The 24,826-nt window shown below is 69.8% G+C and carries 27 protein-coding genes and 1 pseudogene; 19 read left to right on the top strand and 9 right to left on the bottom strand.

The genetic code is table 11. The features are described from left to right. Positions 1 to 169: 169 nt before the first annotated feature. Entirely contained in the window at positions 170 to 634 is a 465-nt protein-coding gene (locus ACIPLC_RS13990; RefSeq protein ID WP_400473197.1) for a CBS domain-containing protein, read from the bottom strand. A 246-nt stretch (positions 635 to 880) separates the two neighbouring features. Between ACIPLC_RS13990 and ACIPLC_RS13985 the strand changes: the two genes are divergently transcribed. Beyond that, complete coding sequence (locus ACIPLC_RS13985; protein WP_400473196.1) at positions 881 to 1,351, top strand: DUF5994 family protein; 471 nt, start codon at positions 881 to 883, stop codon at positions 1,349 to 1,351. On the opposite strand, the gene ACIPLC_RS13980 is transcribed toward ACIPLC_RS13985, so the two are convergent. From ACIPLC_RS13980 to ACIPLC_RS13970, 3 genes are all read right to left on the bottom strand, one after another. Beyond that, positions 1,344 to 2,189, bottom strand: coding sequence for a hypothetical protein (locus ACIPLC_RS13980; RefSeq protein WP_400473195.1), 846 nt, complete (start codon positions 2,187 to 2,189; stop codon positions 1,344 to 1,346). The genes ACIPLC_RS13985 and ACIPLC_RS13980 overlap by 8 nt on opposite strands. 240 nt (positions 2,190 to 2,429) lie before the next feature. Continuing rightward, on the bottom strand, positions 2,430 to 3,668 hold the full coding sequence (locus ACIPLC_RS13975; RefSeq protein WP_400473194.1) for a metallophosphoesterase: 1,239 nt from the start codon (positions 3,666 to 3,668) through the stop codon (positions 2,430 to 2,432). A 114-nt stretch (positions 3,669 to 3,782) separates the two neighbouring features. Further along, a complete protein-coding gene (locus ACIPLC_RS13970) occupies positions 3,783 to 4,940 on the bottom strand; it encodes a LacI family DNA-binding transcriptional regulator (protein ID WP_078879728.1) in 1,158 nt (385 codons plus the stop codon). Positions 4,941 to 5,334: 394 nt separating this feature from the next. Between ACIPLC_RS13970 and hisC the strand changes: the two genes are divergently transcribed. The 5 genes from hisC (at position 5,335) to ACIPLC_RS13945 (ending at position 10,749) form a co-directional block, all read left to right on the top strand. Next, positions 5,335 to 6,411 (top strand): histidinol-phosphate transaminase, encoded by a 1,077-nt coding sequence (gene hisC, locus ACIPLC_RS13965; protein WP_400473193.1) that lies wholly within the window; start codon positions 5,335 to 5,337, stop codon positions 6,409 to 6,411. Between the two features lie 292 nt (positions 6,412 to 6,703). Further along, positions 6,704 to 8,095, top strand: a complete 1,392-nt coding sequence (locus ACIPLC_RS13960) for an efflux RND transporter periplasmic adaptor subunit (RefSeq protein ID WP_400473192.1) — start codon at positions 6,704 to 6,706, stop codon at positions 8,093 to 8,095. A 2-nt stretch (positions 8,096 to 8,097) separates the two neighbouring features. Next, entirely contained in the window at positions 8,098 to 8,901 is an 804-nt protein-coding gene (locus ACIPLC_RS13955; protein ID WP_400473191.1) for an ABC transporter ATP-binding protein, read from the top strand. Further along, positions 8,898 to 10,109, top strand: a complete 1,212-nt coding sequence (locus ACIPLC_RS13950) for an ABC transporter permease (RefSeq protein WP_400473190.1) — start codon at positions 8,898 to 8,900, stop codon at positions 10,107 to 10,109. Before ACIPLC_RS13955 ends, ACIPLC_RS13950 begins: the two co-directional genes overlap by 4 nt. Before the next feature lie 13 nt (positions 10,110 to 10,122). Next, on the top strand, positions 10,123 to 10,749 hold the full coding sequence (locus ACIPLC_RS13945; protein ID WP_400473189.1) for a hypothetical protein: 627 nt from the start codon (positions 10,123 to 10,125) through the stop codon (positions 10,747 to 10,749). A gap of 64 nt (positions 10,750 to 10,813) precedes the next feature. Here ACIPLC_RS13945 and ACIPLC_RS13940 read toward each other — a convergent pair whose 3' ends face one another. Genes ACIPLC_RS13940 through ACIPLC_RS13930 form a run of 3 tightly spaced genes read right to left on the bottom strand, consistent with a single transcriptional unit; the run spans position 10,814 to position 11,558 of the window. Then, complete coding sequence (locus tag ACIPLC_RS13940) at positions 10,814 to 10,945, bottom strand: hypothetical protein (protein ID WP_400473188.1); 132 nt, start codon at positions 10,943 to 10,945, stop codon at positions 10,814 to 10,816. Next, positions 10,945 to 11,199, bottom strand: coding sequence for a hypothetical protein (locus tag ACIPLC_RS13935; RefSeq protein ID WP_400473187.1), 255 nt, complete (start codon positions 11,197 to 11,199; stop codon positions 10,945 to 10,947). The genes ACIPLC_RS13940 and ACIPLC_RS13935 overlap by 1 nt, the downstream gene beginning before the upstream one ends. Continuing rightward, positions 11,196 to 11,558 carry an ATP-binding protein gene (locus ACIPLC_RS13930; protein ID WP_400473186.1) on the bottom strand — a complete coding sequence of 121 codons (363 nt, stop codon included), beginning with the start codon at positions 11,556 to 11,558 and terminating at the stop codon, positions 11,196 to 11,198. Before ACIPLC_RS13930 ends, ACIPLC_RS13935 begins: the two co-directional genes overlap by 4 nt. A 246-nt stretch (positions 11,559 to 11,804) precedes the next feature. Between ACIPLC_RS13930 and ACIPLC_RS13925 the strand changes: the two genes are divergently transcribed. Beyond that, positions 11,805 to 12,665, top strand: a complete 861-nt coding sequence (locus tag ACIPLC_RS13925; RefSeq protein ID WP_400473185.1) for a helix-turn-helix domain-containing protein — start codon at positions 11,805 to 11,807, stop codon at positions 12,663 to 12,665. A gap of 1 nt (position 12,666) precedes the next feature. Beyond that, positions 12,667 to 12,867, top strand: coding sequence for a DUF397 domain-containing protein (locus ACIPLC_RS13920; protein WP_400473184.1), 201 nt, complete (start codon positions 12,667 to 12,669; stop codon positions 12,865 to 12,867). Between the two features lie 56 nt (positions 12,868 to 12,923). Here ACIPLC_RS13920 and ACIPLC_RS13915 read toward each other — a convergent pair whose 3' ends face one another. Then, positions 12,924 to 15,125, bottom strand: coding sequence for a transglycosylase domain-containing protein (locus ACIPLC_RS13915; RefSeq protein ID WP_400473183.1), 2,202 nt, complete (start codon positions 15,123 to 15,125; stop codon positions 12,924 to 12,926). Positions 15,126 to 15,742: 617 nt separating this feature from the next. Here ACIPLC_RS13915 and ACIPLC_RS13910 point away from each other — a divergent pair. The 8 genes and pseudogenes from ACIPLC_RS13910 to ACIPLC_RS13875 all read left to right on the top strand — a co-directional run bounded on the left by ACIPLC_RS13910 (position 15,743) and on the right by ACIPLC_RS13875 (position 20,557). After that, entirely contained in the window at positions 15,743 to 15,934 is a 192-nt protein-coding gene (locus ACIPLC_RS13910) for a hypothetical protein (protein ID WP_400327511.1), read from the top strand. Continuing rightward, positions 15,918 to 16,445, top strand: coding sequence for a DUF6879 family protein (locus ACIPLC_RS13905; protein ID WP_400327331.1), 528 nt, complete (start codon positions 15,918 to 15,920; stop codon positions 16,443 to 16,445). Before ACIPLC_RS13910 ends, ACIPLC_RS13905 begins: the two co-directional genes overlap by 17 nt. Beyond that, positions 16,442 to 16,660 (top strand): annotated as a pseudogene (locus ACIPLC_RS13900) (helix-turn-helix domain-containing protein); the annotation flags it as partial. The gene ACIPLC_RS13905 and the pseudogene ACIPLC_RS13900, both read left to right, overlap by 4 nt. 381 nt (positions 16,661 to 17,041) lie before the next feature. Then, positions 17,042 to 17,248: a hypothetical protein gene (locus ACIPLC_RS13895; protein WP_400473182.1), complete on the top strand. Its 207-nt coding sequence runs from the start codon at positions 17,042 to 17,044 to the stop codon at positions 17,246 to 17,248. Continuing rightward, positions 17,232 to 17,753 carry a DUF6879 family protein gene (locus ACIPLC_RS13890; protein WP_400473181.1) on the top strand — a complete coding sequence of 174 codons (522 nt, stop codon included), beginning with the start codon at positions 17,232 to 17,234 and terminating at the stop codon, positions 17,751 to 17,753. Before ACIPLC_RS13895 ends, ACIPLC_RS13890 begins: the two co-directional genes overlap by 17 nt. After that, entirely contained in the window at positions 17,750 to 18,583 is an 834-nt protein-coding gene (locus tag ACIPLC_RS13885; RefSeq protein ID WP_400473180.1) for a helix-turn-helix domain-containing protein, read from the top strand. The genes ACIPLC_RS13890 and ACIPLC_RS13885 overlap by 4 nt, the downstream gene beginning before the upstream one ends. Positions 18,584 to 18,855: 272 nt before the next feature. Continuing rightward, positions 18,856 to 19,308 carry an NUDIX domain-containing protein gene (locus ACIPLC_RS13880; protein WP_400473179.1) on the top strand — a complete coding sequence of 151 codons (453 nt, stop codon included), beginning with the start codon at positions 18,856 to 18,858 and terminating at the stop codon, positions 19,306 to 19,308. A 796-nt stretch (positions 19,309 to 20,104) separates the two neighbouring features. After that, positions 20,105 to 20,557 (top strand): DUF6879 family protein, encoded by a 453-nt coding sequence (locus tag ACIPLC_RS13875; protein WP_400473221.1) that lies wholly within the window; start codon positions 20,105 to 20,107, stop codon positions 20,555 to 20,557. 35 nt (positions 20,558 to 20,592) lie between these two features. On the opposite strand, the gene ACIPLC_RS13870 is transcribed toward ACIPLC_RS13875, so the two are convergent. Further along, complete coding sequence (locus ACIPLC_RS13870; RefSeq protein WP_400473178.1) at positions 20,593 to 21,516, bottom strand: RNA polymerase sigma-70 factor; 924 nt, start codon at positions 21,514 to 21,516, stop codon at positions 20,593 to 20,595. Positions 21,517 to 21,659: 143 nt separating this feature from the next. Here ACIPLC_RS13870 and ACIPLC_RS13865 point away from each other — a divergent pair, with 143 nt between their 5' ends. The 3 genes from ACIPLC_RS13865 to ACIPLC_RS13855 all read left to right on the top strand — a co-directional run bounded on the left by ACIPLC_RS13865 (position 21,660) and on the right by ACIPLC_RS13855 (position 24,750). After that, positions 21,660 to 22,133, top strand: a complete 474-nt coding sequence (locus tag ACIPLC_RS13865) for a carboxymuconolactone decarboxylase family protein (protein WP_400473177.1) — start codon at positions 21,660 to 21,662, stop codon at positions 22,131 to 22,133. A 235-nt stretch (positions 22,134 to 22,368) separates the two neighbouring features. Beyond that, entirely contained in the window at positions 22,369 to 23,157 is a 789-nt protein-coding gene (locus ACIPLC_RS13860; protein WP_400473176.1) for a response regulator transcription factor, read from the top strand. 12 nt (positions 23,158 to 23,169) lie between these two features. Continuing rightward, positions 23,170 to 24,750 (top strand): sensor histidine kinase, encoded by a 1,581-nt coding sequence (locus ACIPLC_RS13855; protein WP_400473175.1) that lies wholly within the window; start codon positions 23,170 to 23,172, stop codon positions 24,748 to 24,750. The last annotated feature ends 76 nt before the right edge of the window (positions 24,751 to 24,826 follow it).

Genomic DNA, 24,826 nt, shown 5'->3' with positions numbered 1-24,826 from the left:
GCCGGACCGAGACCGCCTCACCGGAGGCATCAGTGCGTCTCACCGATAACCCTCCGGAAAGGGAAGCCGTGATCCAGCACTGTCCGTATCCACTCTACGCAGCGGCAGCCGCCGGCGGGAGGGTCCTGCGAAGCATCCGACCGGCTGCCCCCGCGGTCGTCGCGGCGGGTCAGGCGGGGACGGAGACGGAGACGGGGACGGGGACGGGGACGGGTTCGAGGAGGACGGTGGCGCGGTCGGCGGTGAGGATGCCGAGGATGTAGCCGTCGTCGTCGACCACGGGCCAGACCGCCATGCGCTTGATCCGCATCGCGATCGCGGCCAGGGCCAGGCCCATGGCCGGCCAGGCGAACGGGCCGCGCTGGTGGGCGGTGGCGCTGATCGAGGTCCGCTCGGTGGACCGGGGGTGCTCCAGGAAGGTGTGCAGCCCGGTACGGGTGACCAGTCCCTCGCACCGGCCGTCGTGGTCGCGGACGAGCAGGTACTCGACGTGGGCGCCGCGCAGGATGTCGTTGGCCTGGTCGACGGTGCTGTCGTCGGCTATCTGGTACTCACAGGGCTCCATCGCGTCGGCGACCGTGAGGCCGTGGCCGGTGCGTGCCGCCGGTGGGGTGTGCGTGGTCACGGTGCTCACCGCTTCCCGTCCCCGGGTGTCCGGCCGGAACCGCCCGGACGACCCTTCACCCAGAACGAAGCCGGAACGGGTACCGGAATGCGGGATGCCCTGGATGCCTTCGAGCCTACTCCCGTGACGGGCGGCTCGTCGGGGGGTGCCGCGGAGTACGGTGGGAGACAACCGAGGACATTCCGCATACCGGTACCGGCGCTGGTGTCGCCCTAGGTCATGACAGGTCCTTGCGGACCGGACGGGCGGCTTCCGATGCTGCCGATCCCCCTCCCCGTTCCCGCCACCCCCGGGCCGTGGTCCGTGCCCGATGCCCCGTTGCTGCCACGGCTGCTGCTGGAACCGACGATGTCGCGGGGCGGGGTCTTCGACGGTGCCTGGTGGCCGCGTTCGAACCGGGTGCTGGCCGAACTGCCGGACCTGGTCACCGCGCTCGGCGCCCACCTGGGGCGCATCATCCGGGTGGGCCTGGACACCTCGGCCTGGGACGGCGTGCCCAGTTCCGTCGTGGTGAACGGCCTCCTGATCAGGATCAACTGGCTCACCAGCAGCAGCGCGACGATCAGCGTCACGCGCGGCTTCCAGGACCACTTCCTCCTCCTGGTCGTGCCGCCCCGCACCGACCCGGAGACGGCCTCCACGGCGATGGCGGCGGCGTCGGCGACCGGCAACCGCACCCCGGCGGCCGAACTCCTCCTGGACTGGCCGGGGTTCGGGGTCAGGTGACGTCGTCGGGGCTGGTGAAGGCCGGGGAGGTGTAACCGGGGGCGGTGAAGTCGGGGGCCGGGGTGGGGACGGTGCCGGGGCTGGTGAAGTCGGGCGAGGTGTAGTCGGCGGTGGGGACGGTGCCGGGGCTGGTGAAGTCGGGCGAGGTGTACCCCGGGCTGGTGAAGTCGGGGGCGTCGGAGGGGGCGTCGGCGGGGACGGCGGGCAGGTGGGTGTGCAGGTAGGGGAGCAGGCCGCGGTCGCGCAGCGCGGTGCGCCATTCGCGGCGGGCGTCGGCGAGTTCGGCGGCGAGTTCCGGGTCGGTGCCGGCCGGGGCGGCGCCGCCGCCGTCGCGTATGGCGGTGAGGACGAGCCCGATGATGCCGATGGCCATCGCGGCGACTCCGGCGGCGAGGGCGACCCAGCCGGCGGTGACGAGGGTGCGGGCGAGGGTGAGGTCGGGGTTGGCGGCGCGCAGCAGGTAGCCGATGAGCAGCAGGGCCAGGGCGGCGGTCCAGGCGAGGATCGGGGTGAGCACGGTGAGGACGGGGAAGAGCCCGGCGCCGCCGTTGGCGGAGCGCAGCTGGGTGAGCAGCCCGGGGGCGGTGGGTTCGGCGTCCGGGGGCGGCGGGGGTGTGGTGCGCAGGGTCTCGCGCAGTCGGGTGTAGTGGGTGTACTCGGTGGTGGCCGCGGCGGCGATGGCGTCGGCGTCGCGCAGGGCGCGGATGCGCAGCTGGTCGGTGGTGAGCGCGCCGGGGGCGCGCAGGGCGGTGAGGACGGTGCGGTCGCGCAGGGCTTCGGCGAGGAGGCGCTCGTATTCCGGGCGGTCCTCGGCGAGCAGCGGCGGGGGGTTGGTCATGGGGACCCCGTTCATGCGGACCCCGGTTCGCTCCGCCCCAGGGGCCGCGGGACCCTCAGGGACGCCGAAACGGGCGCGGAGGCGGGCCGCCGGACGGGCGGCCGGGTGTGGTGTGCCTCATGGTAGGGGCGGGCGTGGCCGTGCTGACAGTCGGTTTCCGGAATTTCGCGCCCCGGACCGCGCGCGCGGGGTGGCCCGGGCGCCGGGAACGCCCGTTCGACCGGCCCCGGTCCGCGGGCCTCAGTTGACGGGGAGTCGGGCGACGAGCAGGCGCCCTTCCATGGTGACGCCGCCGTCCATGGCCACCGCGAGGTCGTCGGCGTAGACGTAGGGGCCGGGGATGTGCGGCGGCTGGCCGTCGTCGGCGTGCACCGCGCCGGTGAGGTACGGGATGGGGCTGTGCCCGTGCACGATGCGGGTGCCGCCGTAGGTGTCGAGGAGTTCGTGGACGGCCGTCGGGCCGGCGTCGCCGCGGAAGGCGAAGCGCTTGGTGAAGCGGCGGAAGCAGTCCCACCACTCGTCGACGCCCTCGTCGGCGAGCAGGCTGTGGACGGCGTCGTTGACGTCGGGGATGGACTCGCCGTACTCCAGGTACGCGGTGGTGTCGGAGTGCAGCAGCAGGTGGCCGTCCTCCAGCGCGATGGCGGGCAGCCGGGAGAGCCAGCTGATGTGGTGCGCCTCCAGGCGCTCCAGGTCGTGCTGCTGGCCGCCGTTGAGCCGCCAGGCGGCGAGGAAGGACGCGGTGCCGGCGGTGGACTGGACGGGTTCGTCGCCGTACCGGGCGGCGCCGAGGAAGAGCAGTTCGTGATTGCCCATCAGGGCGCGGCAGTAGCCGCCGGCGGCGGCGGCTTCGGCGGCGAGCTGCATCACGAGGTCGATGACGCCGATGCCGTCGGGGCCGCGGTCGGTGAAGTCGCCGAGGAACCAGATCCGGGAGCGGCCGGCGGACCAGTGGCCGTCGGCGTCGATCAGGCCCTGGTGGCGCAGTTCGGCGCGCAGCTCCTCCAGGTAGCCGTGCACGTCGCCGACGACGTAGAGCGGGCCGGGGGGCTCGCCGGGGCCGGGGGCGGGGTACGGGTAGCTGGGTACGGAGGGGTCGGGCAGCGGCGGGCCGAGTTCGATGGTCGGCGGGTCGTCGCGGCCGGGGGCCTGGTGGGCGGGGGCCTGGTGGCCGGGGGAGGGCTGGTCGGGCAGGGTCGGCTCGTAGCCGGGGTGGTCCTGGTGGGAGAAGGGCGGGGCGTTCTCCGGGGCGTGCACGGTGTGGCCCTGCCCGTCGGCGGGCCAGTGCTGTTCCAGGTAGCGGGCTCCGCCGTAGCCGCTGTAGGTCTCCGCTGTCTCCGCTTCGTACGGCGTGCCGGGGTAGCCGGTGGCGGGCTCCGGTTCGTAGTAGGTGCCGTACGGCAGCACGTCGAGGTCCGGCTGGTGGCGGGGGCCTGAGTCGGGGTGTTCAGGCCCGGGGAAGCGGTCCTCGGGTGTCATTCGCCCATCATAGGAAGACCACTCTCCCGGCGTCGTCACCTGGTGGGTATCCAATCCTCCGGAGCGTCAGCCGGGCCGTCCCGCAAGGTCCGTTTTGTCCCGGCTCGGTATGGTCTAGACCTCGCCCGGGGGCCGGGGAGGGCTGACGGTGGTGCGCGGGCTCCGGCGCTGGGAGGACGCGCGGACGATCAGCTCGGTCGGCATCAGGGTGCCCGGCGGCGGGCCGGTGCCGGCGGTGCGGAAGCGGGGCGGGAAGAGCCGGGCGATGTCGACGCCCGTCCCGGAGTCGACGCCCTCGATGGCGTCGATGAGCAGGTTGACCACGGTGGTGCCGATCCGGCGGGGCTTGAGGGAGAGCGTGGTGATCGGCGGTTCGGTGGTGGCGTAGACGTCGCTCTCGCTGCAGCAGACCAGCAGCAGGTCGTCGGGGACCCGCAGGCCGTAGCGGCGGGCGGCGGCGAGCAGGTCGGTGCCGTTGGGGTCGAACAGGCCGTAGACGGCGTCGGGCCGGTCGGGGCGGGCGAGCAGCCGGTCGGCGGCGACGGCGCCGGCGGCCGGGTCGTGTGCGGGGTAGGTCTCGTACACCGGCTCCTGGCCGACCTTGGCGCACCAGCCGAGGTAGGCCTCGGTGGAGAGCCGGGTGTAGGTGTCGGTGCTGGTGCCGGTGAGCAGGCCGATGCGGCGGGCGCCGGCCTCGGAGAGGTGGTCGAGGATGCCGAGCACGGCGGCCTCGTGGTCGTTGTCGACCCAGGCGGTGACCGGGCAGTTGCCGGGCTTGCCGTCGCTGACGACCGGGACGCCGGACCGGTACAGCTCGCTGACCAGGGGGTCCTGGTCGGGCGGGTCGATCACCACGGTGCCGTCCAGGGCGATGTTGCCCCAGACGTCGTGGCGGGAGGAGGCGGGCAGCACGACCAGCGCGTAGCCGCGGCCGAGGGCGGCGCTGGTGGCGGCCCGGGCCATCTCGGCGAAGTACGCGAACTCGGTGAAGGTGAAGGGTTCTTCGCCGTAGGTCGTGACGGTCAGCCCGATCAGGCCGGACCGTCCGGTGCGCAGAGTGCGGGCGGCCGCGGAGGGCCGGTAGCCGAGGCGTTCGGCGACCTCGCGCACCCGGCTGCGGGTCTCGTCGGGCAGGCGGCCCTTTCCGTTCAGCGCGTCGGAGACGGTGGTGATCGACACTCCGGCGGCTGCTGCCACATCCCGGATGCCGGCCCGCTCCAGACGCCGTGAGGTGGTGGGACGCCGACCGCTCTGGTTGGCTGCTGCTGTCATGGCGGACCGATCGTATGGCTCCTGACAAGGGTCTGTGACCGGCGCATCGGGAGCCCTTGGAGATACGTTTCTCCAAGAGTGAGCCGGGGTGCGCTCCTTCGATACCCGCACGAAACCAGCCGTCTTACCTCTGACATGTGCCAAAGGAACCCGGCAGAATGGCTGATCTGCGCCTGTCACCCGACCGGGCATCTCACCCCTACGGGTGAGCGCGGTCGGTATCGTTCAAGGCACCCGACCGGGGTGCCCGGACGCGTTCCGAGATCCCGGACACGGTGGCGATCCCACTGGTGGCGGGGGCGGTCGCACCGGCGGCGGTGGCGATCGCACCGGAGAACACGCGCCGAGAACACGCGCCGAGCACGCGCGGACAGCATCGAGAAGGAGTAGGACCGTGACGAGTACGTCAGCGCAGGGCCCGCGGCTGCGGCCGACCCTGGACGGCATCCCCACCTACAAGCCCGGCAAGCCGGCCGGCGCCGACGCGTACAAGCTGTCCTCCAACGAGAACCCGTACGACCCGCTGCCCGGTGTGCTGGAGGCGGCGGTCGCCGCGGCCGGTTCGCTCAACCGCTACCCCGACATGGCCGTCGGCGAGCTGAGCGAGGTGCTGGCCGAGCGCTTCGGCGTGCCCGTCGAGCACATCGCCACCGGCACCGGCTCGGTCGGCGTCGCCCAGTCGCTGATCCTCGCCACGGCCGGTCCCGGCGACGAGGTGGTCTTCGCCTGGCGCTCCTTCGAGGCGTACCCGATCATCACCCAGGTCGCCGGTGCCACCCCCGTCCCGGTGCCGATCACCGGGGCCGGCGACCACGACCTGGACGCGATGCTCGCCGCGATCACCCCGAAGACCCGGCTGGTGTTCGTCTGCAACCCCAACAACCCCACCGGCAACGTGATCCACCGCGCCGAGCTGGAGCGCTTCCTGGACGCCGTCCCGTCCGACGTCCTGGTGGTCGTCGACGAGGCGTACATCGAGTTCATCCGCGACCCCGAGGTGCCCAACGGCATCGACCTCTACCGGGACCGCCCCAACGTCTGCGTGCTGCGCACCTTCTCCAAGGCGTACGGCCTCGCCGGCATGCGGGTCGGCTTCGCGATCGCGCACGAGCCGGTGGCCAACGCGCTGCGCAAGACCGCCGTCCCGTTCGGCGTCAGCCAGCTCGCCCAGAACGCCGCCGTCGCTTCGGTGCGCGCCGAGCAGGCGCTGCTGGAGCGGGTGGACGCGCTGGTCGAGGAGCGCACCCGGGTGGTGGCCGGGCTACGCGCCCAGGGTTGGGAGATCCCGGACTCGCAGGCCAACTTCGTCTGGCTGGGCCTCGGCGAGCGCTCGCAGGAGTTCGCCGTCGCGTGCGCCGAGGCCGGGGTGATCGTCCGGCCGTTCCCGGAGGGCGTCCGGATCTCGATCGGCGAGACCGAGGGCAACTCGATCTTCCTCTCGGTGGCCGAGGCGTTCCGCAAGACGCTCTGATCCCTCCCTTCTCCGTAGGGGCGCGCCGTTCGCGGTGCGCCCCTACGGCGTTCCCGGGGGTCTGGGGCCGGTCGGCGGTGGGACCCGGGGCGCTGCCGGACGGCTGGAGATCACCGGAACTCACCGGAACTCGCTGGGAGCCCGCTGGGAGTTCGGCCAACGGCGGCCCACGGTGCGGCCAAGGCGCCCGCGCGAACCGGGTGGTGTATCCGGAATGCCCGGATCCGCCCGGTCAGTCTTCTCCCAGCCGGCGCCCAGGGCTCCGCAAGAGCGCCCAGGAAAGCTGTCCGGCATGAAGGTGCTCCCGCGACGGCGAGGCGTCGTCCTCGTCAACTCCGCGCTCGGCGTGGCGCTCCTGGGCGGTGCCGCCCTGGTGTACGCCACCGTGAACAGCGGCACCAGTGCCGCCGCCGGCAAGACCCAGATCCGTACCGCGACCGTGGCCAAGGGAACGGTCCTGGCCACCGTGTCCGGAACCGGCACCCTGGTCTCACCGACCGACGCGGCCCAGGACTTCGCGACCGGCGGCCGGCTCACCTCGGTCAAGGTCGCGGTGGGGGACGCCGTCAAGAAGGGCCAGGTGCTCGCCACCGTCGACACCACGGCCGCCCAGCAGCAGGTGGACGCCGCCCAGGCGTCCCTCACCACGGCCAACGCCAACCTCACCAAGGCGCAGGCCGGTGTCACCACCACGACCACCCAGCCGCTGCCGGGTGCGACCTCCGGCGCCGGCGGCAACGGCGGCGGTGGTGGGGACCGCGGAGCGGGCGCGAACAGCACGCCCGCTCCGCAGACCACCACCATCACCACCACCAAGGTCGACGACGCGGCCGTCGCCCAGGCCCAGCAGCAGGTCGCCACCGCGCAGACCACCCTCGCCAACGCCCAGGCGGCGCTGACTGGCACCACCCTGACCGCCTCGGTGGACGGGACGGTCGCGTCCGTCTCGGCGAAGGTCGGCGACACCGTGGGCGGCGCGAGTTCCGGCGGCTCGTCCGGTTCGTCGGGCTCCACCGGGTCGACCGGGTCGACCGGCAAGTCGTCCACCGGCAGCACCGCCTCGGGCGGCGCGCCGAGCGGCTTCATCGTGCTGACCAACCCGACCGGGATGCAGGTCACCGCCAACTTCTCCGAACTGGACTCGCTCAAGCTCAAGAAGGGCGAGGCGGCCACCGTCACCCTGAACGCGCAGTCCGACACCAAGCTCAACGCCAGTGTCCTGTCCGTCAGTTCGCTGCCCAGCAGCAGCGGCGGCAGCGCCGGCTCGACGGCCGTCCAGTACGCCGCCACGCTCCAGCTCAGCGGTGACACCAGCGCGCTGCGCACCGGCCTCAGCGCCACCGTCCAGGTGATCACCGGCGAGGCGGACAGCGCGCTGTCGCTGCCCACCTCCGCGCTCTCCGGCACCGGCGCCAGCCGCACCGCGACCGTGGTGCACCCGGACGGCTCCAGCGAGCGGGTCAGCGTCGGGGTCGGCGTCGAGGGCGACAGCACGGTGCAGGTGGTCTCCGGGCTGAAGGAGGGCGACAAGGTCGAACTCCCCACCACCAGCGGCGGCAACGGCTTCCCGAACGCCTCCTTCCCGGGGGTCGGCGGCGGCCGTGGCGGGGCGGGCGGGGGCCTGGCGGGCGTCGGCGGTGGTGGCAACGGCGGCGGCGGGGCCGGCCGGGGCGGTAAGGGCTGAGCATGCGTCACGTCATCGACAAGCGCGTCCCGGCGGCGCCCCCGCCCGTCATCCAGCTGCGCCGGATCACCAAGGCGTACGGGCACGGCGACGCCGTCGTGCACGCGTTGCACGGCCCGGAGGACCCGGACACCGGCGGCCCGCTCGGCGTCAGCCTGAACATCCACCAGGGCGACTACGTCGCGGTGATGGGCAGCTCCGGCTCCGGCAAGTCCACCATGATGAACATCCTCGGCTGCCTGGACGTCCCGACCGCCGGCCGCTACCTGCTGGACGGCATCGACGTCGGCCACCTCGACGAGGGGCAGCTCGCGCTGGTCCGCAACCGCAAGATCGGCTTCGTCTTCCAGTCCTTCAACCTGATCCCGCGCACCACCGCGCTCGCCCAGGTCGAGCTGCCGCTCGCCTACGCGGGCGTCCGGGCCGCCGAGCGCCGCCGCCGGGCCCTGGCCGCGCTCTCCCTGGTCGGCCTCGCCGAGCGCGCCGGGCACCGGCCCAACCAGCTCTCCGGCGGCCAGCAGCAGCGCGTCGCGGTCGCCCGGGCGCTGGTCACCGCACCCGCGATGCTGCTCGCCGACGAGCCCACCGGCAACCTGGACAGCCGCTCCACCGAGGAGGTCCTCGACCTCGTCGACGCGCTCAACGCGACCGGCCGCACGGTCGTCCTGATCACCCACGAGGACGAGGTCGCGCGGCACGCCAAGCGGGTGCTCCGGCTGGTCGACGGCCGGATCGTCAGCGATGTCCGGCAGGCCCCGGTGGACGGGCCGCCGCCGCTGCTGCGCGACCTGGGGGTGTCGGCGTGATCCTCTGGCAGATGCTCCGCTTCGCGGTCGGCGGCCTGGCCGCCAACAAGGTGCGCTCGGCGCTCACCATGCTCGGGGTGCTGATCGGCGTCGCCTCGGTGATCCTGCTGCTGGCCGTCGGCAACGGCTCGTCGGTCGCGGTGAAGGAGTCGATCACCTCGCTCGGCACCAACTCGCTCACGGTCAGCTCCGGTTCGGCCAGCGGCGGCTCCCGTGCCACCTCCTCGGTGAAGAAGCTGACGGTCGCCGACGCCAAGGCACTGGCCGCCGACACCGACTCGACCGCGATCAGGTCGGTCGCCCCGGTGGTCACCACCAGCGGGACGGCGCTGTACGGGGACGTCTCGTACAGCCCCGGCTCGATCGTCGGCACCTACCCGGCGTACTTCGAGACCGCCAACCAGAAGGTCGCGCACGGCGAGTACTTCACCGACGACGACGTGCTCGGCTCGCGCAAGGTCGCGGTGCTCGGTGCCACGACGGCCAAGCAGCTGTTCGACACCGAGGACCCGGTCGGCAAGAAGATCGTCCTCGGCGGCACGCCGTTCACCGTGGTCGGCGTGCTCCAGGCCAAGGGCGGCAGCGGCTTCACCGACCCGGACGACGTGGTGATCGCCCCGCTGCCCACCGTACAGAACGCCTTCACCGGCTTCGGGGCGGTCAACCAGATCCTGGTGCAGGCCTCGTCCGCGGACACCACCACGGCGGCCCAGGCCGAGATCACCCGGGTCCTGCTCGGCACCCACGCGGTCGCCGACCCCACCAAGGCCGACTTCCGGATCACCAGCCAGTCCTCGCTGCTCACGGCGAGGGAGAGCACCACGAAGACCTTCACCGTGCTGCTCGGGGCAGTGGCGGCGATCTCGCTGCTGGTCGGTGGGATCGGGATCACCAACATCATGCTGGTCACCGTCACCGAGCGGACGCGGGAGATCGGCATCCGCAAGGCGCTCGGCGCCCCGCGCGCGGTGATCCTCGGGCAGTTCCTGACCGAGTCGACCCTGCTCTCGGTGCTCGGCGCCGGGCTCGGGGTGGCCGCCGGGATCGCCGGCTCGCACTTCAGCATCGTCGGCATCAAACCGGTGGTGATCCCCGAATCGGTGATCGGCGCGTTCGGCATCGCCGTCGCCATCGGGCTGTTCTTCGGCAGCTACCCCGCCAACCGGGCCGCCTCGCTGCGGCCGATCGACGCCCTCCGGCACGAGTAGGACACCCACACCCATGAGCAACGAGATCGCCACGGTCAGCACCACCACGCCGGCCGAGCAGGTCGCCCTGCTCGCCACCCCGCCGGACGCCCGCGACGTCACGGCCGAGCTCGCGGCTCCGCCGCGGCGCAAGCTGCCCTGGCTCAGCCTGGCGCTGGCGGGCGGGGTGATCGCCAGCGGGGCCTTCGCGGGCGGGGTCTGGTACCAGCAGAACCACGGGACGAAGAGCGGCTCCTCGCACACGACGGCCGCTGGCGCCGTGCCGCAGCAGCGGGCGGCCGGGGCGAGCGGTGGCGGGTACGGGCAAGGCAGCTCACGCCGGGGTGGTCAGGGCCAGGGCAGTCAAGGCCAGGGCGGCCCGGGCGGCCTCACCCGGGGCACGGTCAAGGCCGTCGACGGCACCACTGTCTACCTGACCGACGCCAACGGCAACACCGTCAAGGTCACCACCGGCGACGCGACGAAGGTCCAGCTCAACAAGGAGGGCAAGGTCGCCGACCTCCAGCCCGGCCAGAGCGTGACCGTCGTCGGCACCCCCGACGCCAACGGCGGCTACGCCGCCAGCCAGCTCGTCGAGGGCGCGGCCGCCGGCGCGGGCGGCTTCGGCGGCGGTGCTCCCAAGAACCCGTCCGGGGGCTGACCCCGTAGCTCCCGGACGCCGCGAGGCCCTCGCCCATCCCTGGGGCGAGGGCCTTCGCATGTGGTCAGCGCTGGTTGTCGCGTTCGTCGCGGTCGTCGGGGCGCGGCATCCTGAGGGTCGCGATGACGCCGAGGGCCACGGTGACGATCGCGAGCGCGAGGAGCGCCACCAGAACGGCCCCAACGAAGAAGTTCATCACCCCCACGCCTCGTTCCGCTCCGCGTCGCGGAGCAGGTGGAGGAGGTTGAGTAGAGTGCTCACGGGGGCGTTGCCGAAGTCGACGAGGATGCGGCCGTCGAGGGTGGTCTCGTGGGGGAAGGCGGAGCCCCAGAGGAGGCCGTAGGAGCGTCCGCGCCGGTGCACCTCGCCGAGCAGGGCGACGATCTGGGGCTGGGTGTAGTCGCGCATCCGGGGGTCGTCCGGCGCGACGGGTTCGCGGGCCGCGCTCACGCGGCGGAGTCCAGTTCGTACCAGACCGTTTTGCCGCGCTCCTGGGAGTCAACGCCCCAGCGGTGCGTGAGCCCTTCGACGAGCTGGAGCCCCCGGCCGGTCGTGGCCAGGGCGGGGAGCGACTGCCGTTCGGGGAGGACGTCGCTCTCGTCCGAGACGGAGACCCGGAGGGTGCCGTCGAGGAGCGAGAGGAGGACGACGGGGGAGGCGGTCTTGCCGTGCCGCCAGGCGTTGACGACCAGTTCGGCCAAGGCGAGTTCGGCGAAGAAGATGGTCTCGGCGTCCCACCCGGAGCGGGTCAGGGCGTCCCGCAGGGACTGCCGGGCGAGCGCGAGCGAGGGGGTGTTGAGGGTGCACACGGGAACCTCCGCGAGGCTGCTGGTGTGGGGAGAGGGGAGAGGGATGCCTTCGGCGCGCGGGCAGCAGGCGCCTACTGCCCGGCGAATAGGCATTTCTGACGATCCATCGGATCGACCTGAAATCGACGATAGCGCATCGGAACTTAAATTTAGGTAGTTGCGGGGGAGATCCCTCTTCCGGGGGACGGATGGTCCTTGCCGCAGCCGACGCGGCACACTGATCCCACAGGATGTTGAGAGGACGCCATGCCTGGTCGCCACAACCCAACCCTTCGTCAGCGTCGCCTGGGCGCTGAACTGCGAAAGATGAGAGAGCAAGCAGGCCTCGGAGGCAGCCAACTTGCTCGCGTGCTCGGAGTGAGCCCTGCCCAGGTGACGCAGATGGAGAACGGGAAGACCAGCGTCAGCGTGGACCGGCTCCGGACAGTCGCCGATGCCTGCGAGTGCTACAACCAGCCGCTCATCGACGCCCTCAACGGCATCATCACAGTGCGAGACAAGGGTTGGTGGGAGCAGTACCGCAACCACATCCCCGACGTCTTCCTCGAATCCGCCGAGCACGAGGACTTCGCGGCAACGACGATCAGGGTTTGCGTGTCGACGTTCCTTCCGGGGCTTCTGCAAACAGACGACTACACACGAGGAATCTTCAGTCGACGGATCCCTCGACTTCCTGCCGACGAACTCGATCTGCATGTCGCGTTCCGTTCGGAGCGCAGAACGAGGGTCCTTCAGAGCCCTCGGAAGAAGCTCGAAGCCTATCTACATGAGTCCAGTCTGCTCACGCGCTTCGGTGGCACCGACGTCCTGCGAGGGCAGCTTCACAGCCTGACCGATGACTCCCTCAGGGATGACATAAGCATCCGCGTCATTCCCTTCACCGCCCACACCTATCCCGGACCGGTCGAGAGCCTCATCTACACCTCCGGGGAGGTACCCGAGCTTGATACGGTCGAGGTGGAGTCTTCGCAGGGCCCGATCTTCTTCGACGCCCCGAGTGAGCTTGAGTCCTATCGTGAAGTCTTCAACCGCATCGAGAAGGCTGCTCTCAATGGCGGGGATTCGCGAGATCTGATCCATCGCACGGTCAAGAACCTGAAAGGCTGAGATGTATCAAGACCAATGGCAGAAGTCGTCCTTCAGTAGCTCCAGCGAAAACTGCGTGGAGGTCCGTGCGGTGGACGGGGCGATCGAACTTCGTGAGTCCGACGAGGGCGAGGTCATCGTCCGCACCACCGCCCACAAGTTCGCCGCGTTCCTCCAGGGTGCGAAGGCGGGCGAGTTCGACCACTTCACCGGTGACGCCTGAGCGAAACGATCCGGCGGCCCCTTGCTGCTCGCAAGGGGCCGCCGGTGTGACTGCTGTCAGTGCTGCGGGCCGGGCGGGGTGGTGGCGGGGGCGCCCGTGCCGGTGCCGGTGTTGTTCGGGTCGGACTTGGGTGCCGGGTCGGGGATGTCGGCCATCGGCAGGGACTTCTTGGGCGTGCCGCGCAGGGCCTGGTTCATGGCGTCCTGCCAGATCGGGCCGGGGCCGTCGGCGCCGAACACCTCGCTGTGGTACTTCCCGTTGATGGTGATGTTGCGCATCTCGACGCCGCCGTTGGGGCCGCCGAGCCAGACGGCGGTGGCGAGCTGCGGGGTGTAGCCGTTGAACCAGGCGGCCCGCTTGCGGTCCGAGGTGCCGGTCTTGCCGGCGATCTGCCGGTTGTCGTCCAGGTTGAGCGCCGCGCCGGTGCCCTTGTTCTCGGTCACGCCGTTCAGGACGGTGTTCATCGCCCGCGCCGTGTCGTCGGAGAACGCCTTCTCGCACTGGCCGGCCGGGACGGGGACGTCCTTGCCGTCCACGGTGGTGATCTTGTTGATGGCGATCGGGGCGCAGTGCGTGCCCTGGGCGGCGAAGGTCGCGTAGACGTTGGCCATGGTCAGCGGGCTCATCTCCTCCACTCCCAGGGCCATCGCGGGGACCTCCTCCAGCGGCTTGCCGCTGGCCTTGCCGGTGACGCCCAGCTTGTCGGCCATCTGCTTGACCGCGCAGAGGCCGATCTCCTGCTCCATCTGCACGAAGTAGGTGTTGACCGAGAGCGCCATCGCCTGCTTCAGCTGGTAGGGGCCCTTCTCGTTCTCGCTTTCGTTGGGCACCACCGTCTTGGGCCGGCCCTGGTTCTTCCAGGTGCCCTCGCAGGTCTTCATCGTCGGGTATTCGAGCTTGTTCGGGGCCGAGTACTCCTGGGTCGCCGGCAGGCCCGCCTCCAGGGCCGCGGCCGCGACGACCGGCTTGAACGTGGAGCCGGGCTGGAAGCCGTTGCCGCCGCCCATCGCCGCGTCGACGTTGAGGTTGACGACGGTCTGGTTCTTGTTGGCGTCCAGGCCGTACGGGCGGGTCTGGGCCATGGCGAGGATCTTGCCGGTGCCCGGCTCGACCATGGTGGCGGCGGCCGAGACGCTGTCGGTGATCTTCACGTTGGAGGTCACGGCGTTCTGGGCGGCGGCCTGCTTGTCCGGGTCCAGCGTGGTGTAGATGTTGAGGCCGCCGGTGTCCCAGAACTTCTTGCGGTCGGCGGCGCTCTGGCCGAACGCCGGGTCCTGCTTGACCACGTGGCGCACGTAGTCGCAGAAGAAGCCCATGCCGCCCTGGGCGGTGGCGGTGATGCAACCGTTCTGCGGGTCCTTGAAGTTGAGACCCAGCGGGGTGGCCTTGGCCTCCTTGGCCTGGTCCGCGGTGATGTGCTTGTTCTCCAGCATCTTGTCGATGACCGTGTCCCGCCGTTTCTGCGCGGCCACCGGGTGCAGCTTCGGGTCGTACTGGGAGGGGTTCTGCACCAGCCCGGCCAGCATGGCGGCCTCGGCGATGGTCAGGTCCTTGTTGCTCTTGCTGAAGTAGCGCTGGGAGGCGGCCTCCACGCCGTAGGCGCCGTTCCCGTAGTACGTGATGTTGAGGTAGTTGGTGAGGATCTGGTCCTTCGACAGGTCCTCCTCCAGCTTGATCGCGACCTTGAGCTCCTGGATCTTGCGACCCAGGGTCTTGCGCTGCGCTTCCTGTACCGCGGCCTGGTCCTCGCCCGCCTTCTCGACGTTGACGTTCTTCACGTACTGCTGGGTCAGCGTCGAGGCACCCTGCGAGGCGGTGCCGCTCTCGGCGTTCTTGCTGATCGCGCGGAGCACGCCCTTGAGGTCGACGGCGCCGTGCTCGTAGAACCGGGCGTCCTCGATGTCGACTTGAGCCTGTCGCATGAACGGCGACATCTGCTCAGGGGTGATGACCGTGCGGTCGCGCTCGTACACCTTGGCGATCAGGCCGCCCTTGGCGTCGAAGATCTGCGTCGCCTGGGTGAGCGGCGGAGTCTTGAAGTCACTGGGGATGTCCTCGAAGCCCTCCGCCGTGCCCTTGGCGGTCAGCCCGAAACCGCCGGCGGCGGGCAGGGCGAGGCCAGCCAGCAGCACACCGGACACCACGCTCGCCGCCAGGAAGATCGCACCGAAGCGGGCCAGCCGAAGCGGCGTCCTGCGGGGCGGGGGGAGAGCCGCGCTGTCGGAGGAATTCCATATCGAAGGGGGATTCGATTCCATCCCGGAATGCTAGTCCTCACACACTCTGCGGATCGAACGTTTTTTCGCGCAAGGCTGTCACGGCTGTGCAACAGATGGCGGAAGTCGACCACGGCACGTCAAATCGCATACGCACCAAATTGGCGCAATAGAAATACAGGCCGCCTTTAACTAATCCATCCCCCCCCCGTGACACACCACGGACCATGCCTGCGGCACCCGTGGCTCCCGCCTACCGCGTCCTCCCCCTCTCGCGGCCCTGACACCACTTAGATGCCGCGAACGGGCCGAAAGGTTGCCTGCGCCCGGTGAGCCCCGACGCCGACTCGTGCGATCCGCCGCCACCCAGCCCCACCGACGGCACCCCTACGCGCCCCGCACCCAGTCGCCGGCGGCACGTCACGGCGCTGCCCGCGCCCCGGCGCAGGAAGTCGGCCAAACCGACTTCCTGCGCCGAAGCCGCCTCCCCCTCGCGCCCACCCGCGCGAGGGGCTGCCGCCGGACAGGCGTGCGGTCGATGAACTTCTGATCACCTGTTCGAAGTTGGGCGGTTTCCAGTATCGGAAACGCGAACCTCTTGCCGTGTCGTGGTTGCCTCGGGAACATCGTGGGGGTGGCGAGCGATCGAGGGGGCAATGGTGGAGCTGACAAGGCTTGTGGGTTCCTGTGACGAGGGTGATTGTCCAACTCTGTACCTGACTGATCGGGGCACGCTTGCCGTCCAGGGCGTGCAGGTGACCGAACACGACCTCCGAATCCCGGCTCACGAGATCCTGGTCGAAATTCCCGTCGAACTCATTCGAAAGGCCGTTCGTGACAACCTCATCTAGGACCCTCGGAGACTGGTTCTCGGTGTTCAACCGGGATGCTTTCCGGTTGGAGACGTTGGACGACTACAGCCAGTCGGGCGGAGTGGATGCCTACCGTGCATTCCTCGCCGGCGAGGACCAGCCGGAGGACTTCAAGACCGCCGACTGGGTCAGGACAGTGGCCGACGCCACGTGTGCCGGTAAGCGCATGTATCGGGTTCACATCCTCGCGCGTCCGCTCACCGACTACCTTCGGTTCGAGCTCGGATGGGGATACCAGCGGAACATGGCGGCTGGTGAGGAGTTCTTCATTCTCGATACCACCAGCCAGGAGAACCCGGTCCCGGAGGCTCCGGACTTCTGGCTGTTCGATGACGAGACCGTGGCTGCGATGAGCTATGACGGGAACGGCAAGTATCTCGGAAGTGAATTCCTCGACGGCGGTCGGATCGATGAGTTCAGGGCGTACCGTGACACGGTGATGGCGCGGTCCGTGCCGTTCGCGGAATGGTGGGACCAGTACGGCGAGTGAACAGAACACGGCTCGGGTCGGCGCTGCGGGAACTTCGGCAGGCTTCAGGCAAAGAAGCCAAGGCCGTGGCCCGCAGCGCTGTCATGTCTGCGAGCAAGTTGAGCAAGATCGAGACCGGCAAGGTGTCACCCACCGTCGTCGACGTGGACCGCATCCTCACGGCTATAGGCGTGTCCGATGAAGTCAAGACCGAGTACATGGCTGCTGCACGGGCGGAGGAGCCGCGACCTGGAGAGCCGGGACGGAAAGGTGATGACGCTGTTCGTCTTCGCGAGGTTCGCCGGCCCCGACGCTCACCCGAACGACCCCAGGGCCGAAGCTGCACGGCGCGAGGCCGTGCAACTCCTCAAGGCGCTTCAGGCGAGTTGAGGCCTGCGGCTCGCCCGCAGTAGCTGCCGGTACTGCTCCAGCAACTCCTCCGTCGCGGTCTCTGATGCTCGCTGGGGTGGCGCTGGCGGTTGCACAGTTGCTCTGGTCACCCGATCCAGTGACCTCGGGACGGTTTCCTGTTCTCTCAACTGCCAAGCCTTGACCCGGTGGTCACGGCTTCGGGAGCATCGAACGGGACGCTGGCCGTCGGGGAAGGAAGCGCAATCATGAAGCTGACACGCCTTGCTGGAGAGTGCGAGAGGGGCACCTGCCCAACGGTGTACGCCGTGGACGGCACCGGAGACCTCATCGTTCAGGGGTACGTGGTGGACGATGCGGAGGCGCTGACGACGATCCGGCTCCCCGCCGGAGAGACCGCAGTTCGCATTCCGGCTTCGTTGATTCGGAGGATTTCCAGTGAGTATCTCGGGTGAAGACTTCGAGAACCTGTTCTCGAATTTCCGGCGAGAGGCGTTCCGGCTCGAAACGCTGAACGACTACAGCGGATCATCGGACGTAGAGAATATTCGGTCATTCCTTGACGGCGAACCGCAGCCGGCCGACTACAACCAGGACTGGGTGGACGAGGTTCGGGAAAACATCAGCAGCGGCAAGCGGATGTATCGGGTTCACATCCTTTCGCGTCCGTTGACCCCTTACCTTCGGTTCGAACTCGGCTGGGGTTACGCCAAGAACGCGACCGTCGGTGAGGAATTCTTCATCCTCGACACCACCGAGCAGTCCAACCCGCTCGACGGCGTTCCTGATTTCTGGGCTTTCGACGAGTCGACGGTCGTCACCATGCGCTATGGCGATGGCGGAGCCTTCCTCGGTGCGGACAAGGAGTCGACCGCCGGGAAATGGCTGGAGTACCGCGACATCGCCCTGAGCCACGCCGTGCCGTTCGCTGAGTGGTGGGAGCGGTACGGGAGCGAGTGAGAGGCACAGATCTTGGTAAAGCGCTGCGGGAACTGCGACTGGCCAGCGGAAAGGAGGCCAAGGCGGTTGCCCGCGGCGCTGCCATGTCTCCGAGCAAGCTGAGCAAGATCGAGAACGGGCGTCTCGCACCCAGCGTCATTGATGTGGAACGCATCCTCACAGTCTTGGAGGTTCCGGACGAGGCCAAGGTCCGCCTGGCCGAGGCTGCGCGCGCGGTTGCCACAGAGGCCACGGCTTGGCGGATCTACCGTCGGGCCGGCCTGCACAAGCACCAGGAGGAGATCCGGGCGATAGAGGCGAGAACGCAGGTGCTTCGCGTCTTTCAGCACTCCTGCATCCCTGGGCTGCTGCAATCACCGGAGTATGTTCGGGCGGTTCAACAGCATTCTGAGCTCACCGATGATGCGCTGGAGAAGATGATCGGCGCCCGATTGCGCCGTCAGGAGATCCTCTTCGACCCGGCTCGGAAGTTCCACTTTTTGATCACCGAGCCCGTCCTGCGGTGGGAGATCATTTCACTCCCTATGATGGCTGCGCAGCTGGACAAGCTCGTGGCCATGTCGCGCCTGCCCAACATCGCCGTTGGCGTGGTACCCCAGTCGGCTCCGAAGCCTCAGCTTCCGACATGCTCGTTCGTCATGTTTGATGCGCGCTTGGTCATCGTGGAAATTCCGCACGCGGAAATCACTACGAGTGAGCCAAGGGATGTCGAGCAGTATGCATCCAAGTTCCAGGCATTCGAACAGGTGGCTGTAGTGGGGAACGAGATGCGTCGTATGGTCGAAGAAATCCGCGACGAGTTTTTGACGGAACAGGAAACCGTCTCCTAAAGCTCCTCTCCAGCCTATACATTGGCGCTCGCCCGCCGATGAAATCCCTGGGGAGAGCAGCATGACGACGAACGCGCCGTGTGTGGAATTCGTGTGGTTGAGGGAGTAGGAGTGGGCGGCCTACCTGGCTGGGGACTACAGCCGGCAGATGGATGTGCGCCCCGGATTTATCTGACAAATCACGGAGTTGGCGTCGGTGCCGTGCTGTGCGGGACCTTGGGCCGACCGTGCGAGCGGCGCGGGAGTGGCCCGACCGATGAAGGGGCGAACCCATGAAGAAGATCGCTGCGAGGCTCTGGCGGATCATTCGGGGGCCGATGCAGTGGCGGGTGTTGTGGCTGTGGCACTCGAAGTTCATGGTCGGAGTGACGGGCATCGTCCGTGACCAGGACGGTCGGGTGTTGCTGCTGAAGCACCGCATGTGGTCGGAGGGCCGGCAGTGGGGTCTGCCGACCGGCTACGCGAACGCGAAGGAGACCTTCGAGGACACCGTCGTGCGCGAGGTCCGGGAGGAGACCGGGCTGACGGTGAAGGTGGGCGAGCTGGCGCACCTGAAGAGCGGATACAAGCTGCGTGTCGAAGTCGCCTACGAGGCCCTGTACGTCAGCGGCCGGATCGAGGTGGCCTCGTTCGAGATTCTGGAGGCTCGATGGTTCTCACCGGACGACCTTCCCGAGGGACTGCAGGATTCGCACCGGCAACTGATCGGCCGTCAGCGCTTCTGACGCTCGGCCGCTCGCTCACGCCCTCGTGCCTGGGCCCGAACGAGCATCTGGCCGGCGGGGCGGCCGATCGCGCCGAACTGGCGCACCTATTGGCCGCACGGCGGTCGACGGCGGCGCTGGACCAGGCGCATCCGCACATGACGTTCTCGCTGCTGCACTGGGTGCTGGACACTTGGGCCGACGAGGCGGCTCGTGAGGTCTTCCGGCAGGGGGCCGCGCTTCTGGCGGACCGGTACTGGGAGTTGGGTCTGAGCCGGCTGCTGCCGGTCGACCGCGTGTGGGTCGGGGTGCGTTCGACCCGGCCTGCGGCCTTCGGCGGATTCCACCACCCGAACCAGGGCTACCGACATGTCCAGCTCGCGTCGGTGATCACACGCTACGGGCGGCTGAGTGATCTCCGGGTGGCGTTGCCCGAACTGGTTGCGCTCGACCTGCTGCGGTCCTATGCCCATGACTGCCTGCACTTCGGCTCGTTCCGGGAGTACCGGCTTAAGGCGGGGCAGGTGGTTCGCAGTCGGTACGGGATCAACCGGCGTGACACGCAAGGCCAGGCGTACTCGGGGGTGGACAAGGGCAGCGCCGTCTCGACGCGGAATCTCGGCGTCATCATGGAGGGGGCCACCGACCGCGAAGCCCGGGTGATCGCCGCGACGGTGGCCGACCGACTCGGCCTGGCCGAGCGCATCGCACCGCTGGACCATCTGGCGTTCCGCGACACCACAGGACGGTTGAAGCCGACCGACTTCGACCACACCGAGCCTGGTGCAGCCGCGCGCTTCCACCTGGCCATGGCCGGATACGAGCGTGGCGTCGGCGCGCGCTATCAGCGCTTCCTGGCCGAGATGGGCGGGGTCGGCGCTGGCGCGTTGCACGAGCTCATAGTCGCGCATACACGGACGACCTCAAGCGCGTGCGGCGAGAGAGGAAGGCCAAGGGGCGGGTTCACATCGTCACGCGGCCGCTATCGGACTATCTCCGCTACGAGTTCATGTACTACCTGCCGCACGTGCGGGCTGGTGAGGACGTGCGCATCATGGACGTCACGGATCGCCCGAACCCCCTGGCCGGTGTCACCGACTACTGGATGTTCGACCGGAAGGAGGTCGTACTCATGAACTACCTCCCCGACGGAACGCAGATCGACCGCACCGTGTTCGAGGGCGACAACAGCCCGTTCGTCGAGTACCAGCGAATCGCCATTGCTGAATCGGTGCCTTTCGAGGAGTACCTGAAGGGCATGGGCGCTTGATCCGAAACAACCGGACTTCTTGAGGTGGCGGTAGGTCAGCTCGGCTTCACCAGGCCGATGTCGGAGACCGGGCCGAGGTGGGTGAGCTTGTCGGGGTTGGAGACGGCGTGGACGGCCTGGATCGCGCCGTCGGCGATGTGGAGCTCCAGCACGCTGGCGACGCGGCCGGCGGCGTCGTGGAGGACGGCGCCCGGGCGGCCGTTGACGGTGGCGGGCGTCAGCGTGATGCCGAGTTTGCGGTTGCGGTGGAGGCCGCCGATGAGGAGCTGGGCGACGCGGCGCAGGCCGGTGAGGGCCTTGCCGAGGGCGCGGGCCTTGCCGCCGCCGTCGCCGTGGAAGACGACGTCGGGGGCGAGGAGCTGGAGCAGGGCGTCCAGGTCGCCGCCTTCGGTGGCTTCGAAGAACCTGCGGGCGAGTTCGTCGGCCTCCGCCTTGCGCGCCCGGGTGTCGACGGCCTGGGCGGAGGGGGCGAGGTGCTTGCGGGCGCGGGTGAGGATCTGGCGGCAGTTGGCCTCGGACTTGCCGACGGCGTCGGCGATCTCCGGGTAGCCGAAGCCGAAGGCCTCGCGGAGCATGAACACCGCCCGCTCGGTCGGGGAGAGGGCCTCCAGCAGGACGAGGAACGCCATGGACAACTCGTCGGCCAGTTCGGCGTGTTCGGCCGGCCCCGGGCGGTCGGCGGTCACCACGACGGGTTCGGGCAGCCACTCGCCGACGTACGTCTCCCGGCGGACCCGGGCCGACGTCAGGTGGTTGATACCCAGCCTGGTCACCGAGGTGGTCAGGTACGCCTTGAGGTTGGTGATCGTGGTCCCGGACTGGTCGGCCCGGGTCAGGCCGAGGAGGGCGTCCTGGACGATGTCCTCGGCGTCGCCCACGGAGCCCGTCATCCCGTAGGCGATGGAGAACAGCAGCGGCCGGTATCCGGTCGCGTCCGTGGCGATGGCTGATTCCGGCACTGGAACCCCTCCCTCAGTTCGCCGAGCAGGGTATCCAACGGCGCCCCGATGGCAGTGGTGCAGGTCACATCCGCACCTGTCACAGCCCGTGGGGGTGCCCTGTCTCAGAGGGCACCAGCGGACGACGACCAAGGGAGCGCACGATGGAAGCCCGCCTGAACCCCTTCGCCAGCCAGACCATGTCCAAGTTCCTCAAGCACCTCATCGCGGCCAACAAGGTGATCGTGGACTCGACTCTGCCGTTCGCGACGCAGGAGCTGGTGAAGCTGCGCGCCAGCCAGATCAACGGCTGCGGCTTCTGCGTCGACATGCACTTCAAGGACGCCGTGCACGCCGGGGAGGAGGCGACCCGCCTCAACCTGGTCGCGGCCTGGCGGGAGGCGACGGTGTTCACCGACGCCGAGCGCGCCGCCCTGGAGCTGGCGGAGCAGGGCACCCGCCTCGCGGACGCGGTCGGCGGGGTCACGGACGAGGCCTGGGCGAACGCCGCCAAGTACTACGACGAGGAGCAGCTCGCGGCCCTGGTGTCGCTCATCGCGGTCATCAACGCCTTCAACCGCGGCAACGTCATCGCGCGGATGCCCGCCGGCGGCTACCAGCCGGGCCAGCACGCCTGACCGGAGCCCCTTCCGCGGCCGGGGAGCGGTCTCCTCGGCCGCAGGCGTCGGCTGCTCGGCCGTCGGCGCTTCCGGGGCGTCACCGTCCGTGCGCATACCACCCAGCCTGCGCTGGGAGCCTTGTGCTCAAAAAACCGACCGATAAGGTGTTAATCCAACATTCATTGATGCCGCATAGCCTCCGGGGGCTAGCCTCATGCCGAATGCCATCGTCCGACCAGGAGGCGAAAGCCCCGTGCAAGGCACAGTCACCACACCAGGCGGGTCCGCGGTGGCCGGCGGCCCTGGCGAGGCCTTCCTCCTCGTCGTCGACGACGAACCCAACATCCGCGAGCTGCTCGCCGCCTCGCTGCGCTTCTCCGGTTTCCGGGTCGCCTCCGCCGCCAGCGGCACCGAGGCCCTCGACCTGATAGCCGTCGAACGCCCCGACCTCGTCGTCCTCGACGTGATGCTCCCGGACCTCGACGGCTTCACCGTCGTCGAGAAGCTGCGCGAGCGGACCAACCGCGGCCAGATCGCCGGGCCCGCGCACGGCCACCCCGGCGACCACCTCCCGGTGCTCTTCCTCACCGCCAAGGACGGCGTCGGCGACAAGGTCCAGGGCCTCGCCGCAGGCGCCGACGACTACGTCACCAAGCCGTTCAGCCTGGAGGAGCTGATCGCCCGGATCCGCGCCATCCTGCGCCGCTCCGGCGGGCCCGCCGAGGACGGCCGGCTCATCGTCGCCGACCTCAGCCTCGACCCGATCGCCCACGAGGTCACCCGGGCCGGCACCCCCGTCGCGCTCTCCCCGACCGAGTTCAAGCTGCTGCACTACCTGATGGCCAACGTCGGCCGGGTGGTCTCCAAGGCACAGATCCTCGACCACGTCTGGGCCTACGACTTCGGCGGCGACCTCTCCATCGTCGAGTCGTACATCTCCTACCTGCGCCGCAAGCTCGACTCCGGCCCGGCCCACGGCCCCAAGCTGATCCACACCGTGCGCGGCATCGGCTACGCGCTGCGCCGCCCCCCGCAGGGCTGACCGGTCCGTTCCGTGTTCGCTCGGCTCTCCTCCCGGCTGTCGGTGCTCCGGCGGTCGCTCTCCCGGCTGCCCCTGTTCCGGCTGCCGATGTCCGGGCTGTCCCGGCTGTCCCTGCGCGCCCGGCTGCTGGTGCTCGCGCTGGTGCTGGTCACCACCGGGCTGGCGGTCAGCGACACCGTCGTCCTCGGCACCGTCCGGGTACAGCTGGTCGATCAACTCGACGAGCAGCTCCAGCGGTACGGGCTGCCGCTGTCCCACAAGGGCCCGGTACGGGTCGGCACCCCGGAGGCCGGGCGCCCCGCCGTCACCGGCAAGCGCAGCACCCTGCCCAGCCAGTACCTGGTCCAGTACCTCTCCTCGGACGGCAAGGTGCAGGCCGTCATGCGCCAGCCCGTCTCCGACAGCGACCCGGCGCCCCAGCTGGCCGGCCTCGACCCGACCCGCACCGAGCCCGACGTCCCCTTCGACCTGCCCGACCAGCGCGGCCACTACAACTGGCGGGTGCTCGTGCTGCCGATCCAGACCCCCCGGGCCCCGGCCGCCGCCGGCCCCAGCGACTACGCCTCGCCCGCCGTCACCGCGACCTACGTCATGGTGGCCGTCTCCCGCGCGGACATCGACGCCACCGTCGGCAAGCTGCGCAGCTCCTTCTTCGCGATCGGCGGTGCCGTCCTGGTGCTGATCGCCGCGCTCGGCTTCTTCGCCGTCCGGGCCGGACTGCGGCCGCTGCGCCGGATCGAGGCGGGTGCCGCGCGGATCGCCGCAGGCGAACTCTCCCACCGGATGCCGGAACTCTCCCCCGGCAGCGAGGTCGGGCGGCTCTCCATCGCGCTCAACGGCATGCTCACCCAGATCGAGGCCGCCTTCGCCGCCCGCGCCGAATCCGAGGCCCGGATGCGGCGGTTCGTCGCCGACGCCTCGCACGAACTGCGCACCCCGCTCGCCGGGATCCGCGGCTTCACCGAGCTCTACCGGATGGGCGCGCTGCCCACCGACGGGGACGTCAAGCGGACCATGACCCGGATCGAGAGCGAGGCCGTCCGGATGGGCGCCCTGGTCGAGGACCTGCTGGTGCTGGCCCGGCTCGACGAGGAACGCCCGCTCGACCTCGCCCCGATGGACCTGCGCACCCTCGCCGCGGACGCGCTGCACGACCTCACCGCCCTCGACCCGACCCGGCCGGTCTCCCTCACCGGCCCGTCCGGCACCGGCGCCCCCGGCGCGGCCCCCGTCCTCGGCGATGAGGCCCGGCTCCGCCAGGTGGTCACCAACCTGGTCGGCAACGCGGTCAAGCACACCCCGCCCGGCACCCCGGTGCGGATCGGGGTCGGCGGCGCGGGCGGCGTCTGCCTGCTGGAGGTCGCCGACGCCGGGCCGGGGCTCACCGACGGCCAGGCCCAGCGGGTCTTCGACCGCTTCTACCGGGTCGACGCCTCCCGCAGCCGGCACGGCGGCGGCGGCGCCGGACTCGGCCTCGCCATCGCCACCGCGCTCACCCACGCGCACGGCGGCACCCTCACCCTGGACACCGCCCCCGGCGCCGGCGCCACGTTCCGGGTCGAATTGCCCACCAACGGTGACCGGACGTCCTGACGGCATTGTCGACACGTCAATTCTCCTGCTGACCAGGCAATGACGGGCCGTTTTCGCTGCCGGGATTCGGCATGGA

The organism is Kitasatospora sp. NPDC086801, from assembly GCF_044745805.1.
Taxonomy (GTDB): Bacteria; Actinomycetota; Actinomycetes; order Streptomycetales; family Streptomycetaceae; genus Kitasatospora.
The sequence above is the reverse complement of the archived record's forward strand: the minus strand, read 5'-3'. Positions and strand labels throughout refer to the sequence as shown.

Excerpts from the sequence above, each read along its gene's own strand:
- ACIPLC_RS13975 (WP_400473194.1), bottom strand. The coding sequence starts at position 3,668 with ATGACACCCGAGGACCGCTTCCCCGGGCCTGAACACCCCGACTCAGGC.
- ACIPLC_RS13915 (WP_400473183.1), bottom strand. The coding sequence starts at position 15,125 with ATGGAATCGAATCCCCCTTCGATATGGAATTCCTCCGACAGCGCGGCT.
- ACIPLC_RS13970 (WP_078879728.1), bottom strand. The coding sequence starts at position 4,940 with ATGACAGCAGCAGCCAACCAGAGCGGTCGGCGTCCCACCACCTCACGG.
- ACIPLC_RS13945 (WP_400473189.1), top strand. The coding sequence starts at position 10,123 with ATGAGCAACGAGATCGCCACGGTCAGCACCACCACGCCGGCCGAGCAG.
- ACIPLC_RS13980 (WP_400473195.1), bottom strand. The coding sequence starts at position 2,189 with ATGACCAACCCCCCGCCGCTGCTCGCCGAGGACCGCCCGGAATACGAG.
- ACIPLC_RS13880 (WP_400473179.1), top strand. The coding sequence starts at position 18,856 with ATGAAGAAGATCGCTGCGAGGCTCTGGCGGATCATTCGGGGGCCGATG.
- ACIPLC_RS13895 (WP_400473182.1), top strand. The coding sequence starts at position 17,042 with ATGAAGCTGACACGCCTTGCTGGAGAGTGCGAGAGGGGCACCTGCCCA.
- ACIPLC_RS13865 (WP_400473177.1), top strand. The coding sequence starts at position 21,660 with ATGGAAGCCCGCCTGAACCCCTTCGCCAGCCAGACCATGTCCAAGTTC.
- ACIPLC_RS13960 (WP_400473192.1), top strand. The coding sequence starts at position 6,704 with ATGAAGGTGCTCCCGCGACGGCGAGGCGTCGTCCTCGTCAACTCCGCG.
- ACIPLC_RS13955 (WP_400473191.1), top strand. The coding sequence starts at position 8,098 with ATGCGTCACGTCATCGACAAGCGCGTCCCGGCGGCGCCCCCGCCCGTC.
- ACIPLC_RS13940 (WP_400473188.1), bottom strand. The coding sequence starts at position 10,945 with ATGAACTTCTTCGTTGGGGCCGTTCTGGTGGCGCTCCTCGCGCTCGCG.
- ACIPLC_RS13925 (WP_400473185.1), top strand. The coding sequence starts at position 11,805 with ATGCCTGGTCGCCACAACCCAACCCTTCGTCAGCGTCGCCTGGGCGCT.
- ACIPLC_RS13920 (WP_400473184.1), top strand. The coding sequence starts at position 12,667 with ATGTATCAAGACCAATGGCAGAAGTCGTCCTTCAGTAGCTCCAGCGAA.
- ACIPLC_RS13985 (WP_400473196.1), top strand. The coding sequence starts at position 881 with ATGCTGCCGATCCCCCTCCCCGTTCCCGCCACCCCCGGGCCGTGGTCC.